The organism is Olivibacter jilunii (assembly GCF_900607235.1).
GTDB lineage: Bacteria > Bacteroidota > Bacteroidia > Sphingobacteriales > Sphingobacteriaceae > Olivibacter > Olivibacter oleidegradans.
On the sequence record NZ_LR027852.1, the window covers coordinates 275,825 to 290,888 of the forward strand.

General features: G+C 41.9%; 11 protein-coding genes. 7 read left to right on the top strand and 4 right to left on the bottom strand.

The genetic code is table 11. The annotated features are described in order from the left end of the window. The first annotated feature begins 195 nt into the window (after nt 1–195). The 6 genes from E0E36_RS17360 (at nt 196) to E0E36_RS17385 (ending at nt 7,551) form a co-directional block, all read left to right on the top strand. A complete protein-coding gene (locus E0E36_RS17360) occupies nt 196–1,539 on the top strand; it encodes a dihydrolipoamide acetyltransferase family protein (RefSeq protein WP_130857044.1) in 1,344 nt (447 codons plus the stop codon). A gap of 275 nt (nt 1,540–1,814) precedes the next feature. Then, complete coding sequence (locus E0E36_RS17365) at nt 1,815–2,267, top strand: Sec-independent protein translocase subunit TatA/TatB (protein WP_165447022.1); 453 nt, start codon at nt 1,815–1,817, stop codon at nt 2,265–2,267. A 134-nt stretch (nt 2,268–2,401) separates the two neighbouring features. Further along, nucleotides 2,402–4,642, top strand: a complete 2,241-nt coding sequence (locus tag E0E36_RS17370) for a Tex family protein (RefSeq protein WP_130857045.1) — start codon at nt 2,402–2,404, stop codon at nt 4,640–4,642. Between the two features lie 33 nt (nt 4,643–4,675). Continuing rightward, a complete protein-coding gene (locus E0E36_RS17375) occupies nt 4,676–5,896 on the top strand; it encodes a dicarboxylate/amino acid:cation symporter (protein WP_130857047.1) in 1,221 nt (406 codons plus the stop codon). Between the two features lie 141 nt (nt 5,897–6,037). Further along, entirely contained in the window at nt 6,038–7,333 is a 1,296-nt protein-coding gene (locus E0E36_RS17380; protein ID WP_130857048.1) for a DUF2851 family protein, read from the top strand. Further along, nucleotides 7,330–7,551, top strand: a complete 222-nt coding sequence (locus tag E0E36_RS17385; protein ID WP_013665816.1) for a PspC domain-containing protein — start codon at nt 7,330–7,332, stop codon at nt 7,549–7,551. Before E0E36_RS17380 ends, E0E36_RS17385 begins: the two co-directional genes overlap by 4 nt. A gap of 31 nt (nt 7,552–7,582) precedes the next feature. Here the strand turns inward: E0E36_RS17385 and E0E36_RS17390 are convergent, their stop codons facing one another. Further along, nucleotides 7,583–8,230, bottom strand: a complete 648-nt coding sequence (locus E0E36_RS17390; RefSeq protein WP_013665817.1) for an ankyrin repeat domain-containing protein — start codon at nt 8,228–8,230, stop codon at nt 7,583–7,585. 638 nt (nt 8,231–8,868) lie between these two features. Between E0E36_RS17390 and E0E36_RS17395 the strand changes: the two genes are divergently transcribed. Continuing rightward, nucleotides 8,869–11,202, top strand: a complete 2,334-nt coding sequence (locus tag E0E36_RS17395) for a TonB-dependent receptor (RefSeq protein WP_130857050.1) — start codon at nt 8,869–8,871, stop codon at nt 11,200–11,202. Nucleotides 11,203–11,269: 67 nt separating this feature from the next. On the opposite strand, the gene E0E36_RS17400 is transcribed toward E0E36_RS17395, so the two are convergent. From E0E36_RS17400 to E0E36_RS17410, 3 genes are all read right to left on the bottom strand, one after another. After that, nucleotides 11,270–11,965: a hypothetical protein gene (locus tag E0E36_RS17400; protein WP_130857051.1), complete on the bottom strand. Its 696-nt coding sequence runs from the start codon at nt 11,963–11,965 to the stop codon at nt 11,270–11,272. 114 nt (nt 11,966–12,079) lie between these two features. After that, complete coding sequence (locus E0E36_RS17405; RefSeq protein WP_130857053.1) at nt 12,080–12,661, bottom strand: hypothetical protein; 582 nt, start codon at nt 12,659–12,661, stop codon at nt 12,080–12,082. A 25-nt stretch (nt 12,662–12,686) separates the two neighbouring features. Next, the gene (locus tag E0E36_RS17410) at nt 12,687–15,005 is read right to left on the bottom strand and encodes a TonB-dependent receptor (protein WP_130857055.1); all 2,319 of its coding nucleotides are present in this window, start codon (nt 15,003–15,005) and stop codon (nt 12,687–12,689) included. Nucleotides 15,006–15,064: the final 59 nt, after the last annotated feature.

The following is a 15,064-nucleotide window of genomic DNA, read 5'->3' on the forward strand; positions in this document are numbered from 1 at the left end:
TCCTGTGCTCGCAATGGCAACTCAGCGCAATGGGAACCGGTGCAACTGATAGTTGATTTCTGAAGCCCAATAGCTTAAAAACAAATAACGAGTAACTAATGGCTGTTTTTAACGAATTTTATTCTGTTCTGTTTTATTTTTTTAGATATTGTTGTAACTTACGACGCTTAATGCAAATTAATTAGATATCACATTATGGCTAGATATAATTTACTCCTTCCGGCGATGGGCGAAAGTGTGTCTGAAGCAACTATAATAAATTGGGTAAAACAACCTGGTGATATAGTAAATGTCGACGATATCATCGTAGAAATTGCAACAGACAAGGTCGACTCTGAAGTGCCATCACCCGTAGCCGGGAAATTGATTGAGCAGCGCTTTCAACATGACGAAGTGGTTCAAGTTGGAGAAGTCCTTGCCGTTTTGGAGATGGAGGGGGATGATGAAGAATTGGCGATGAGTGCAGCCACATTAAATGAGCCTTTGATAGAAGAGAAAATTCCTTCTACTAGCACGGAAATTCCGGGGCTGCAGCAATTGGTAACGGATGATCGGGTGAAGGAAGAGGAACCGGTAGGGGATGCGGGTCGTTTTTACTCACCCTTAGTTCGCAATATTGCCCAGGAGGAAGGCATATCAACAGACGAACTTGAGCGTATTCAAGGTACGGGATTGGATGGTCGTGTCACTAAGCAAGATTTACTGGATTATCTGGCCAGGCGGGCTAGTCAAACTGATCAAGGGGGGCAGGTTTCCGATGAGGGAGTAGGTTCTCCTAATCCGCCCGAGCCTGTGAAAAATATCGAACCGGCAGCGGTGAGCGTTTCGGGAAAGGATGAGATTATTGAAATGGATAGAATGAGGCGGCTTATTGCTGAGCATATGGTTCATAGCGTACAAACAGCTCCGCATGTTTGCTCATTTGTAGAAGCAGATGTTACCAATTTGGTGAATTGGCGAAATAAGATCAAAGATAGTTTTCAACAGAGAGAAAATGAAAAGCTCACTTTTACGCCTATCTTTATCGAAGCTGTCGTAAAAGCAATTAAAGATTTTCCCATGATTAATATTTCGGTGAAAGGTACTCAGATTATTAAAAAGCATGATATCAATATCGGTATGGCGACAGCCCTGCCAAATGGCAACCTGATTGTACCTGTCATTAAAAATGCGAAGGATTTAAGTTTGGTGGGAATCACGAAATCGGTTAATGATCTGGCTTTTCGCGCTAGAAATAATAAATTAAAACCTGACGAGACCCAAGGAGGTACTTTCACCTTAACTAACATAGGTTCTTTCGGAAATGTAATGGGAACGCCTATTATTAATCAGCCACAAGTGGCTATTTTAGCTGTAGGGACGATCACGAAAAAGCCGGCAGTTATTGAAACTGAATTTGGGGATGTCATAGGCATTCGGCACATGATGTTTTTATCTTTGTCTTATGATCACCGCGTGGTGGATGGTGCCCTGGGCGGCATGTTTGTACGGCGTGTAGCGGACTATCTGGAGAAATGGGATATGAGTAGAACGGTTTGATTCGTTGCTTGTTAATCGTTGTTGGTTGTTCGTTCTAGCAGGAACAACCAGTAACCAATAACGAGTAACCGGTAATTAACAACTAGTAACAAATAACTAGTAACGAATAACTAGTAACGAATAACTAGTAACAAATAACTAGTAACAAATAACTAAATAAAGCATTAGATTTTTCTAATATTTTATTCATTCCGACAAAATTTTAATAGCTTTGATAATTGATTTGTGCAAACGGACTTAAATTTTATTAGGTTTGTTTGGCTGAAATAGAGACTATGATGTTAAGTTCAATTTTATTATTTCTCAATATAGGTGGATCTGAAATGATGCTGATTTTATTGGTGGCATTGTTTCTGTTTGGAGGTAGAAAACTTCCGGAATTGGCAAGAGGCTTAGGCAGAGGGATTCGAGAGTTTAAAGATGCTTCCGAATCTATCAAAAAAGATATTAACGATCAGATTAATAATTTCGGAAAAGATCTGGATGTTTCGGATACCGGCAGCCAACAGGAAACTACCCGGACGAAGGCGCCAACCGAACAAGTGGATGATTATAGTGATGGGGGGCATCGTCAACCCGAATACTATGGCAGTCAAACCAATTATTACGGCGGTACCTCTGCCGATCCAAGTCCATCGGGAAATTATAGTCCCATAGCTTCCCCTTCAGAGGATACTTCAGCAAAGCCTGAAGAAAATGAAAATAAAAATAAGGATCAACAAGCATAAAGCCCTACATAAGGGCTTTTTTTATATCCTCTTTCTTTCCACCTCCCTTGCTTCTTAAAGTAAAATACCTCAATTTCGCAGCAGTAAAAAACCGAGCCTAATAAAGGTAAGGTAAAACAAAATATCTATTAATCATGCTAACACACGAACAGCGTATTGCCAGCGATCTGTCTTTAAATGATAGACAGGTGCGGACTACCATTCAACTTTTGGACGAAGGGGCTACCGTTCCATTTATTTCGCGTTATCGGAAGGAATTGACAGGTAGCTTGGACGAAATACAGGTGGCAGCCATAAGAGATCGAATAGGGCAGCTACGCGATCTTGATAAGAGACGTGAAGCGATTATCAAATCACTTACCGAATTAGGCAAGCTAAGCCCCGAGCTGCAAAGCAAGCTGGAAGAAGCAGAAACGATGGCTGTATTGGAAGATATCTATTTGCCGTACAAGCCAAAACGAAAAACCAGAGCTTCTGTAGCTAGAGAGAAAGGCTTAGAACCATTGGCGGATTGGTTGCTGAAACAGGAACAAAGTAGCGTCGAAGATTTTGCTGCAACTTTTGTTAATGACGAGAAAGGCGTAAGCTCTGTAGAGGAAGCTTTAGCGGGGGCACGTGATATATTGGCGGAAACAATTGCCGAACATGCGGAAACGCGCGCTCAAATGCGTGATTTTTTCATGGAAAACGGCTCTTTTGCTTCTAGAGTAGTGCCCGGTAAGGAGGAAGAGGCCATCAAATATAAAGACTATTACGAGTGGACAGAACCTCTAAAAGCGGCCCCTTCTCATCGCATATTGGCTATGCGACGTGGAGAGAAGGAACAAATGCTGTATTTGGATGTTGAAGTACCGGATGATGAGGCAATCGCGCTTATCGATAATCGTTTCGTTAAGAATGCAAGTCCTGCCGCTTTACAAATCCGTTTAGCCGTTCAAGATAGCTTTAAGCGTTTGCTTAAACCATCTATGGAAACAGAAGTTCGTTTAATTACCCGCAAGCGCGCAGATGAGGAAGCGATTCGTGTTTTCGCCGAAAACGCCCGCCAATTATTGTTAGCGGCTCCTATGGGAAGTAAACGGACATTAGCTATTGACCCTGGTTTTCGGACGGGTTGTAAAGTCGTCTGCCTGGATGAACAAGGGAAATTGCTTACCAATACTACGGTTTATCCGCATAATGGCACTGCAAAAGAAGCTGAAGCTGCTCACCAAATCCAGCTGCTCGTAAAACAATATCAAATTGAAGCGATTGCTATTGGAAATGGTACGGCTGGTAGGGAAACGGAAGATTTTGTTCGAAAATTGCAAATACCGGATGTGATCGTCGTGATGGTCAATGAAAGCGGAGCGTCCATTTACTCAGCCTCCGAAGTAGCGCGAGAAGAGTTTCCGGATTATGATATTACCGTTAGGGGAGCCGTCTCCATTGGCCGCCGATTGATGGATCCTTTGGCAGAATTAGTGAAAATCGACCCCAAATCAATTGGCGTTGGTCAATACCAACACGACGTTGATCAAAATAAATTACAGGAATCGCTTGCAGATACCGTTATAAGCTGTGTAAATGCGGTTGGAGTGGAACTGAATACCGCTTCAAAGCAAATCTTAGCTTATGTTTCCGGATTAGGTCCGGCACTGGCCCAGAGCATTGTTGAATACCGGAATCAACATGGCGCTTTTAGAAGGCGCGCTGATTTGAAAAAAGTGCCGCGACTGGGTGAAAAAGCCTTCGAACAAGCAGCTGGGTTTTTACGTATCAGAGGAGCAGAGAATCCCTTGGATGCAAGTGCAGTTCACCCCGAACGTTATGCATTGGTAGAAGAGATGGCTAAAGACTTGGGGCATGAGGTGAACAGCTTATTAAAGGACGAGAAGCTAAGAAAAAGTATTCCCCTGAATAAATACGTGTCAGAAGAAGTCGGTCTACCAACGTTGAATGATATTTTAGCCGAGCTTTCTAAACCGGGCCTCGATCCGCGTGAAAAGTTTGAAACGTTCTCCTTTACAGAAGGCGTTAATACGGTAAATGACTTAAAAGTAGGGATGAAACTTCCGGGAATCGTTACCAATATTACCAACTTCGGGGCTTTTGTCGATATCGGTGTGCATCAAGACGGCTTAGTGCATTTAAGTCAAATGGCTAATCGCTTTATCAAGGATCCAAATGAAGTAGTAAAAGTACATCAGCAGGTAGAAGTGACGGTTATCGAAGTGGATGCAAATAGAAATCGGATTTCTTTAAGTATGAAGACCGAAGAAAAAGCACCGCAAGCTAAAAAGCACGACCGCAAGGGCGTCAAGCCGGAAAAACGTCAGTCGCCTGAAACGGATATGGCTGCTAAGCTAGCTGCACTGAAAAGCAAATTTTCTTAATAATGTTTGGAAAAACCACTACTTTCGTGTTGCATGAACATACAAAGTAGTGGTTTTTTTAAAAACTATAGCAATATCCTTTTATTGCTATTAGGCATCATTATAGGAAGCCTGGTTGGGCTTTTTTCTCCCGACTTTGTTGTTCACCTAAAACCTATCGGTGATATTTTTCTTAACCTACTTTTTACAGCAGTCATTCCGCTTATCTTTTTTGCGATTGCATCGGCCGTGGCGAGTATCGATCAAGGGCAAAAACTCGGACGTATTTTGTCGACCATGATGCTTGTCTTTTTGATGACGATTATCATTGCAGCGGTTTTCACTATCTTTTGTGTCTGGCTGTTCCCCCTAGGCAACCAACTTGCTGATACAACACATGCCAATGTATCCCTCAACAAGGGAGACCAAGAAAGTTGGGGAGAACGCGCCGTTTCTTTTGTGACGGTAAACGAATTTAACCAATTACTTTCGCGTGAGCACATGCTCGCGTTTATCATCTTCTCTTTTTTAGTGGGTATAGCTGCATTGCGATCGGGAGCCCCGGGCGAGCCGTTTCGTCGGTTCCTTTCTTCCGGCAATGAAGTAATGAAAAACCTGTTGGTTTATGTGATGAAATTGGCTCCTGTGGGTTTGGGTGCCTATTTTGCTTATCAAGTAGGTACTGTTGGGCCGCAACTGTTCGGACTGTATGCGAAGCCTATGGCTGTTTATTATGCCGGCGGACTGGTTTATTTCTTCGTTTTCTTTAGCATTTATGCATTTATAGGAGGAGGAGGCCGCGGTATTAAACTTTTCTGGCGGAATAATATTTTGCCATCGCTTACTGCAATTAGCACCTGCAGCAGTATTGCTGTGATTCCACCGAATTTGGATGCAGCCAAACGGATTGGCATACAAGAGCCTGTGGCAAATGTAGTGATACCGCTCGGGGCGTCATTGCATAAAAATGGCTCGTCCATGTCCTCCATTATTAAAATTGCGGTAGCTTTTGCGTTGATGGGTAAGCCTTTTATGGAACCGGGAACTTTATTGTTAGCGATTGGCCTAACGGTTTTGGTCAGCATCGTTGCCGGCGGCATCCCCAATGGCGGATATATTGGAGAGATGCTCATGATTTCAGCCTATCATTTACCGATCGAGGCAGTGCCGGCTGTAATGATTATTGGCACATTAGTTGACCCAATGGCTACCTTGCTGAATGCTACGGGGGATACCGTCGCGGCGATGATCGTAGATCGATGGGTCAAACAATAGGCTGTTGACTTAGGACGATGATACTTACGTCCTATACCTTAGCCCTGTATTAAAATCTGTTCACTTTGTTCATTTTCAGTCTTTTTGTTGTTGCTGGTAGTTTAATCTCTATTTTTAAGTAGACCTAAATGATTTTTGAAGATGGAATTTTCAGAAGATGTGCTTCACTATATCTGGAAGTATCGTTTGTATAAACACATTAACCTAACAACAAAAAGTGGTAAGCCGTTGATTGTTCTATCTCCCGGAATACTCAATAAAAATGCAGGACCCGATTTCGAACATAGTCGATTGATTATCGACAAAACCGAATGGGCCGGCACCATAGAGTTGCATCGAAGATCGTCTGATTGGTATGTGCATCAACACCAACAGGACGGTGCTTATAATAATGTTATTTTGCACGTTGTATACGAACATGATAAAGAAATCAGACTACCGGATGGCACCATTCCCGAGACTTTGGAATTGAAACCCATTATAAATAATGAACTATTGGCCAAATACAACGCACTCATGCAGAGTACAGCTTGGATCCCCTGTCAGCAATATATGCCCAACATTGACTCTTTCATAATAGAACAGTGGCTGGAACGATTGCTGACCGAACGTTTGCAAGAAAAATCCGATGATCTGCGTAAACTTTTGATAGAGAAGAAAGACGATTGGGAAGAAGTAACTTATGTTTTATTGGCACGGAACTTTGGTTTCAAAGTGAACGCAATGCCTTTTGAACTTTTAGCAAAAAATACTCCTTATAAGCTTATTAATAAAAACCGGCACCAGCCAAAAATGATTGAAGCACTTTTATTTGGTCAAGCCGGTTTATTAGAAAAAGACCATTTTAATGATCCTTATCCCAATGCTTTAAAACAAAATTATAGCTATTTACAACGTCAGTATTCATTAACTCCTCTTCCTGTTTCTGTATGGAAATTTCTCCGTATGCGGCCTGCTAATTTTCCGACGATTCGCTTAGCTCAATTTGCCGCATGGTGTGCTCGCGAGAAGCACTTATTTTCAAAAATCCTTACATTGAAAAGTGTTGAGCAGTTTCGGTGTCTTTTTCAGGAGTTGCCTATTCACGATTACTGGTGCGAACATTATATCTTCGATAAGATAACCAAGAAGCATAATCCAAGCCTAGGATTGAATTCTGTTGATAATATTATTGTGAACACAGTCGTAACAATTTTGGTCGGCTATGGCAAATATGTTGGAAAAGAGACGTATCTTTACCGAGCAATTGGTTTATTGGAGCAGCTTGCAGGTGAAAGAAATCGTGTCATGAACCAATTTGAAGAGTTAGGGCTTCAAGTTAAAACCGCAGCGGTTTCGCAAGCTTTGCTGCAATTGAAGCATAAATACTGCGATCGATATAGATGTTTGGATTGTGGAATCGGGTTACAAGTATTTAAACAAAACAGGACGTTATGATACAGCGCATAATGGTTTTTTTTGAACAACGCTCTTTTGGGGTATGTGCATACCTGGGAGAGAAGTTAGGTGTTTCTATCTCGAAAATTCGCCTTTTCTTTATTTACTCTTCATTTTTAGCCGTGGGATTTCCTATCATCTTTTACTTTCTAGCAGGAGTTGTACTGGATGTGCGCAATTTTGTTAAGCGCATGAGGCATCGGCTGTGGGATTTTTAAAAGACCGTTTTCGTTCCGCTTTTTCCTCTTCTTAGCTTAGTATCTTCGCTATTTCTATATAACCCTTATCAGCGGCTAGGTCAGCTGCCGTTTTTCCAAAGTCGTTTTTGATATCCACCAAAGCACCGTTCTCCAGCAGTAAGATGAGCATTTCAATATTTCCGTTCTGAGCGGCAATATGCAATGGTGTAGTTCTGGCTGCCTGTAATACGTTTACCTCTGCGCCGGCTTCCACCAGCATTTTGGCAATGTCATCAAAATTAGCGCTTATGGCAGCATGAAGCGGATAAACTTGATAACCGTTTTGCGATGCTAGATTTGGGTCAGCTCCCTTTAAGAGCAAATAACGAACAATTTCTATGTTACCGAAATGCGTAGCCATACCTAAAGCCGTAAAACCGTGTTCGGAAAATGCGTCTAACAAGCCAGGAGATTCCTCCAATAACTCATTTACCACCTCCGTTAAACCGGCGGCAGCAGCTTCCCAGATCGTGATTTCCTGAATATGCTGCAAGATAATTTTTACAATCTGACTTTTATTGTAATAGCAGGCCAATAGGAGGGGCGATATCTCATGGCTGGTTTTTTGCTGACATAGGGCCGGATTGGTATGCAGTAAATTATCTATAGCTGCAGCGTTTCCTGATTCTATATATTCTTCTAATAGCGTTAGGCTCATCTTGTTCCCCTTAAATTATTCTATTTTGCAAACCTAATATAAAAATCATTATTACAAAACTTCAAAAAGCTAAAATTATTTTCGCTAGAACGTAAGTTTTTGTTTGTGATGTAAATATAATGCGTTATTTTTGTACTGCCTTGCTTAAGGCATGTTTTTCATAGGTAGATGTAGGGTCGGATACTTGTATCCGGCCCTTTTTAAGACTTACACGGATTTTTACCTTTCATTCCGATATGTTTAATCGAAAAGGAATTCTGCTTTCAGTCATTGCAAAGTTCATGCTTTTGTACTTTGTACTAGCTGTTGTTCCTTTAGATTTCTATCATCACCACGACTTATCGCTGTCGCCAAAGCCAAAAAGCGCAACTTTTAGGATTAACCATCATACGGAGCACACGGCGAGTCTTTCTTCTTATTGTTTGATATGTAACTTACATATCAATCAAAAGTACGATGTGCCTATATTTAGTTTTAGATTCATACTCTTTGCTAAGTCGACTTATCAGTCATTCGGTCTTATACATTTTTCTCATCAACAGTCCATTCAGGACATTACCTCAAGAGGGCCTCCTTTGCTTACTTAACAGGTGCAATATAAAAGAGTACTTTCTCTATAGGTTAATTTTTTCATTATCATGACTATTGTCATGCATTCCATTTTTATGTATAAGTTCATCACCATGCTGTTTGCATGTTTAATGCTCAGCAGTTATAAAAGTTATTCGACGGAAACAATAGCCGTTGGTGGAAAAGTAATAGATGCGACAAGCAAACAGCCTTTGTCGGGTGCGACTATTACGATTCCCGATTTACGAATTTCTGTGCTCACTGATCAATCCGGTATGTTCAGTTTACGAAATGTTCCGGCGAGGGGTAGTTTTTTAATAGAGCTTAGATTTATTGGCTATGAGACGCTTACGCGTGTTATTGACCTTTCTAAAGAAAACGATTGGCAATTTGAGTTAAAGCCAACACTTATAGAAACGCAGGAGGTGGTTGTTACCGGTACCCTTTCTTCCGGTAGCAATAAAAGAAATAGTACAACAGTGAACATCCTCAATAAAGATAAGTTGCTGCTTCCATCGAGCAACATTATCGATGCAATTGCCAAAAGTCCGGGTGTATCGCAGGTAAGCACCGGCCCCTCGATTTCAAAACCCGTCATAAGGGGTTTAAGTTATAATCGCGTAGTGACCATTGACAACGGTATCAAACAGGAAGGACAGCAATGGGGCGATGAACACGGAATCGAGATTGACCAATTCAAAGCAAATCGGGTGGAAGTATTAAAAGGGGCAGCCTCTTTGATTTACGGTTCAGATGCCTTAGGAGGTGTTATTAATCTTTTGGAGCCCATTCCTGTTCCTGAAGGAGAAATAAGTGGAGAATTTCTAACAAACTACTCCACAAACAATGGTCTTGTCGGATCATCAGTTATGTTGACGGGTAATCAGAACGGTTTCGTTTGGAGAGGTAGAGGCACTTATAAAAATGCTTATTCATTTAAAACACCTGTGGGCTATTTTCCCAATTCCGGTTTTAATGAGACAGATTTCAGTGGTATGCTGGGCCTGAATAAGTCGTGGGGATATACCCACCTCAACTTTTCGAGTTTCCGGAATAATATAGGTTTTTATGAGCCTGCGTTCGATTCAGAAGGCAATTATGTGGACGAAGAAGGAAACCGCTTCTTTCATGACGACTTTAAGAGCAGGACTTTACAGTATCCTAAACAAGATATTCGCCATTACAAAATATCATTGAATAATAACTTACTCATCGGAACAGGTAACTTAAAACTGAATCTGGGTTTTCAACGAAACCAACGACGGGAGTTAGAGGACGGGCCCGACCCTTCCCTTTATTTTAATTTGGACACCTATACCGGTGATGCGCGCTATTATATTGGGCAGAAAAATGGTTGGGAACCGGTTTTTGGCTTCAGTACGGAAATTGGACATAGCGAAAACCGAGGGGAGGAATTTTTAATCCCTGCTTATGACACGTATGGCGTAGGAACCTTTGCCTATATTAAAAAGAACTGGGAAAATAGTACTTTTAATGTAGGCGTTCGTTACGATTTCCGTAAAAATATAGGAAAGCCGTTAGAGCAAAATGGAGAATCGCTGTTTCAACGTTTCAGTAATCAATTTTCTAATGTGAGCGGAGCCATCGGCTTTACGCATCAATTTACAGAGAGACTCAATTTCAAAGCCAATGCGGGTTCTGCTTTTAGAGCGCCTAATCCAGCCGAATTGGGATCAAATGGCGAACATGAGGGCACTTTCCGTTACGAAATTGGAAATCCGGATTTGCAACCAGAGAGGAGCTACCAGGTAGACGCAGAATTATCTTACGACGGGGATTTTGTGAATGCCAGCGCCACGCTATACAATAATTATATACACGACTTTATTTATGCTGCCCACCATGGCGAATTCATTGATAATTTGCCTGTTTATCAATATGGACAGGTCAATGCTAATTTGTATGGAGCGGAAGCAAGTCTGATCTTGCATCCCGTTCATTTCATCCATTTTGAGAATACTTTTGGCTATACACATGCGCAGAATACAAGCATGAACAGGCCCTTGCCATTTATTCCCGCTGGAGTATTGCGAAATGAGTTACGATATGAACCGGAGATTAAGCATTTGCAGGAACCTTTTCTTTCGGTTGGCATGGCTAACTATTTTGCACAGAATCGCGTAGATGAAGAGTTTGAGACACCTACAGCAGGTTATACCTTGGTAAATGCAAGTGTAGGAGCCACCTTTTTTGCCGGAAAGCAGCCAATCAAATTTTATGTATCGGCTAATAATTTGCTGAATAAGAAGTATTATGATGCTTTAAGCAGGTATAAACCAGGGCGATTAGATCAAAGTGATTTGAACTTAGGTGTTTATAATCCGGGCAGAAATATTACATTTGGCGTGTATCTGCCCTTTGTGCTTAAACATAGTAATTAACGATCAAATGGATAGATGGATAGAAGGAGCTCGAGAGCTTTATACGAGCTCCTTCTATGAAAATCAATTAATGATCGTGCCCCACAGCATGAAGCTCAAAGGTCAATTTTAACACATCCTCTCCGGCAAATCTGCTAGCATAATCGTCATGATTCCAGTCAATGCGTTCAATCTTTCCTTTAGTTGTATTGTCTGAGAGTTTTCGCAGTACATAAGATACATCGGTATCTGCGCCTTCATTCGCTTCGCCCAAAGTAAAATAGGCAAGAATACCGGTTGTTTCGTATTTACCGTTTACTTTGGTGCCGTCACCGTACGTTTGTTCCCTTGGTTGAAAAAGTGCCCCATTTTCGGCCTCACCCGTTTCCGGATTTAAGGTGAAATTACCACCGACTATAAAAGCTTTGTAAAAGTCGGCTACTGTTTTGCTTGTAAGAAATTCCTCCTGTACTTCCTTGCCTTCGCGATTATAGGCATAAAGTTGCAAACGATAGACTTTGTGGGGGTCTAAATGAATATGGCCACTTTTGGCAACACCAAACTGATCAAACTCGATGGCAACACTATCTTTTTCCCCGGTGATTTCTGCGAGATCATGAAAGTGATCACCATGAGCATGTCCACTAACTTCAATGAAATCCAGACGAGCGGATACAATCGCGTTGGGATCTTCCGGAATCACGGGGTCATCATCTTTACTACAGGCATTGAAAATAAGTGCAAAGGCGACAAGCAAATACGATAAGTTTCTTAATTTGTTCATAAATTGTTTTTTTATTTAAAAATATTAGTAAAAAAGAAATATAGAGTGCATAAAATAGCCCTCCCTTTAAAAAGGGCTATCTTGTTTTCAATCTTTTTAGTTCAACCGGTTTATTTACTCATGGTCGTGTCCTTCATCTACCGGATGCAATTCAAAGCTTTTATTGAAATCGTCCGATCCGCCCGCTTCACGATAGTTGGGACTGTTCCAGCTTTGTGCGGCAGGCTGCGACTTGTCCAAGCCATGTCGCAACACAAGTTGCAAATCAAAGCCCTCTGATGCCTTGTTAACCGTGAAAACACCTTTAAATCCTACTCGGTTATCAGTGTAGGTATAGTCGAGCACGTCAGCGGGTGCTCCGAGGAAAAACCACTGATGTTCATTTTCGCCGAATTCGGCCGTTGTATTTTGCCCATTTTTGAACATGGCAATATCCAATTGGTATTGCTCGCCGGCATGTAGATGCACATGTGACGGGTAAGGCCGGTCGCTACCTCTTATAAAACGTACCTGCAGGGTGTCGCCTTCGGCATGGAATTCATCATCATGATAATGGCCCTCGGTAAATGTTAAGATCGTGCCATCATATTCTTCCTGGTCTATTTCCGGAACAGGATCGTCTTTCGAACAGGAACTGAAAGAAACCGCTGCTAAACTTACAGCAGCAATCATAAAATAGTTACGTAAAATGTACATGTTTGTAGAGATTAAAAATTAAAAATTAAAAAATGTAGTTTAGCTTCAAGGTGACATTCCGTCCCATATCATGTGCGTAGTACCGAAATCGGTTCATGTATTCTTTGTATTCCTTATTGAGCAAATTGTTTATACCTAGTTGAAAATTCAAATCCTGTTGGTTGAAGCGAAAGCCAAGGCCTCCCATTACATTCAATAAACCATAAGCAGGAGGTGGCGGTGCAAAATCAGTATTTGGTTCGTACCGACTTTGCCGAGTCACAAATTGATGTTGCACTTGTATAAATGTATTATTGAGATGTCGCTTTTGGCGGGATTTCGTCCATCGCAGGGCATTTTCTACTCGGTCAGAAGGTATCCAGGGTAAATAGTTCTTCCGACGAGTGTCTTTTGCTCTGACAAGCGAGCCCTTGATTGTATAGCGGAAGTTTTCGGTCAACTGATAGCTGCCAGTTAAATCAAGCCCCCAAAAGAGGGCATTCGTTTGTTTGTAGTGAAAAACAGGGAAAGCCCCTCTTAAGCTCTCCCAAAATTCGCCGGTAGACTGTAAGTAGATGTAATTTTTTATATAATGGGCATAAGCGTCTAATTCAAGATCAAAGTCTGGTAATTGAAATTTTACGGCATTCATCCATTTTAAACCCTGTTCACTCTTGAATTGATCGTTGCCAATTTCAACCGCTGCAGTTCCATGATGTAATCCATAGCTAAACAGTTCACTTACCGATGGTGGCCGCCAGGCTAGGCCGATATTGGATTGTACATCTAAGCTCTTATGAACATGCCAGGTAGCTCCCAGTGAGCCTGAAAAATTATGGAAGGTTCGCGTACCGGCGTAGTAGATTGAGTCTAGACGATAACCCGCCGCATCGAAATATTTGTAATCATAGCGTATGCCCGCTTCTATTTCGTACGTTGGCTTTACCCACCTTTCTATTATAAATAGCCCTGCATTATAACTATCATAATTCGGAATCAAGGGGGTAGCGAAAGTGCCCGGGATGTTGTTATTTACTTGCATCGCCAGATTAACACCGATAATACTTCGTAAGCCGTTTTCTTTTAGGTGGTCGTAGGTGATATCCAAATTCTGAGAAGTAAGTTCCAGATCGAGCGACGGAATGCCCGTGCGTCCGCCTCGCCGAATGTCGTACTCTTTACGCAAGTTCCTTTGCAATCCATATTGGATGTCCATTTGGGCACCGTTTGTGAAATCCCGGTGGGCTTTTAGCTTCAGTAGGTCGTGCTTAATCTCTTGCCGCGGAGCCTCTATGGTGTGCGAGAAAGGATAGGTAATGAACGGTTTGCCATTTTCAATACGCGATTGCAGATCTTCCACGCTTCCTATATGTGAACCGTTGAAAATACCTAATTCTGTCTCGAAATGACTATAATAAGCCTCGAACTGTGTCGAACTTGTCTTATATCCTAGAGACGCTGAATAGTTAATTTCTTTAACACCGGTATTATTAAGATAATAATCAGCCGATTTGATGTCACCAAGTCTCTTAAAACTACCCTGTGCGCGCCAGCTAAAGCCCGGTATTTTTTTTAGACCACCATTTAACATAGCCGATGTGATGCCACCGCGACCGTTACTTTGTCCTACCACATCAATTTCTCCATGAATTTCCGGGTTTATCGGTAAGGTCGGAGGCTCAACAATGATAACGCCTCCAATAGCCTCTGCACCATAACGAACTGATTCGGCTCCCTTGATAACGCGGATATTCTTGGCAACGAAAGGATCTATTTCGGGTGCATGCTCATTTCCCCATTGCTGTCCCTCTTGCCTGATGCCGTTATTAAGCATCAGGATGCGGTTGCTGTGCATCCCATGGATAACGGGTTTCGCTATCGTAGCTCCGGTTTGCAACATAGTCACACCTGGGATCTCCTTGAGCACTTCCGCAAGCACACCGCCTTTGCTTTCCCTTAACTGCTGCTGAGTAAGCGAATTTACGACGGATGTAGTTTTCAGATTGTTTTGGTGCCCAACAACCTCGACGTCGTGGAGTACTATGTCACCATGCTTTAAGGCGATATGAAGGGTTTCATTCTTTGTTATGTTCAGCGTCCTACTTGTCTTTTCAAAGCCTAAGCTTTCGAAGCTAAGTGTATAGGTGCCTTCACAAAGCGAAGAAAGCCTATAAAAGCCATGGCCATCGGTCTTTACAGTTCTATTGGCCGGCATGATGCGAATCGTAGCGCCAGCAAGTGGTAATTGTGTGTCCGAATCGATGAGACGTCCGTTAATCATAAAATTGCAATCATTGTTTTGCGCGTAGCCTATATGACTACATAAAAGCAAAAGCAACCAGGTAAACTGCTTTTTAATAAACATGAATATGAAAGGTTTTAGCTTGTTTTGATGTGATCAAAAGCAAGAGACAAAGAATTGCT

Excerpts from the sequence above, each read along its gene's own strand:
- E0E36_RS17360 (WP_130857044.1), top strand. The coding sequence starts at position 196 with ATGGCTAGATATAATTTACTCCTTCCGGCGATGGGCGAAAGTGTGTCT.
- E0E36_RS17365 (WP_165447022.1), top strand. The coding sequence starts at position 1,815 with ATGATGTTAAGTTCAATTTTATTATTTCTCAATATAGGTGGATCTGAA.
- E0E36_RS17370 (WP_130857045.1), top strand. The coding sequence starts at position 2,402 with ATGCTAACACACGAACAGCGTATTGCCAGCGATCTGTCTTTAAATGAT.
- E0E36_RS17375 (WP_130857047.1), top strand. The coding sequence starts at position 4,676 with ATGAACATACAAAGTAGTGGTTTTTTTAAAAACTATAGCAATATCCTT.
- E0E36_RS17380 (WP_130857048.1), top strand. The coding sequence starts at position 6,038 with ATGGAATTTTCAGAAGATGTGCTTCACTATATCTGGAAGTATCGTTTG.
- E0E36_RS17385 (WP_013665816.1), top strand. The coding sequence starts at position 7,330 with ATGATACAGCGCATAATGGTTTTTTTTGAACAACGCTCTTTTGGGGTA.
- E0E36_RS17390 (WP_013665817.1), bottom strand. The coding sequence starts at position 8,230 with ATGAGCCTAACGCTATTAGAAGAATATATAGAATCAGGAAACGCTGCA.
- E0E36_RS17395 (WP_130857050.1), top strand. The coding sequence starts at position 8,869 with ATGACTATTGTCATGCATTCCATTTTTATGTATAAGTTCATCACCATG.
- E0E36_RS17400 (WP_130857051.1), bottom strand. The coding sequence starts at position 11,965 with ATGAACAAATTAAGAAACTTATCGTATTTGCTTGTCGCCTTTGCACTT.
- E0E36_RS17405 (WP_130857053.1), bottom strand. The coding sequence starts at position 12,661 with ATGTACATTTTACGTAACTATTTTATGATTGCTGCTGTAAGTTTAGCA.
- E0E36_RS17410 (WP_130857055.1), bottom strand. The coding sequence starts at position 15,005 with ATGTTTATTAAAAAGCAGTTTACCTGGTTGCTTTTGCTTTTATGTAGT.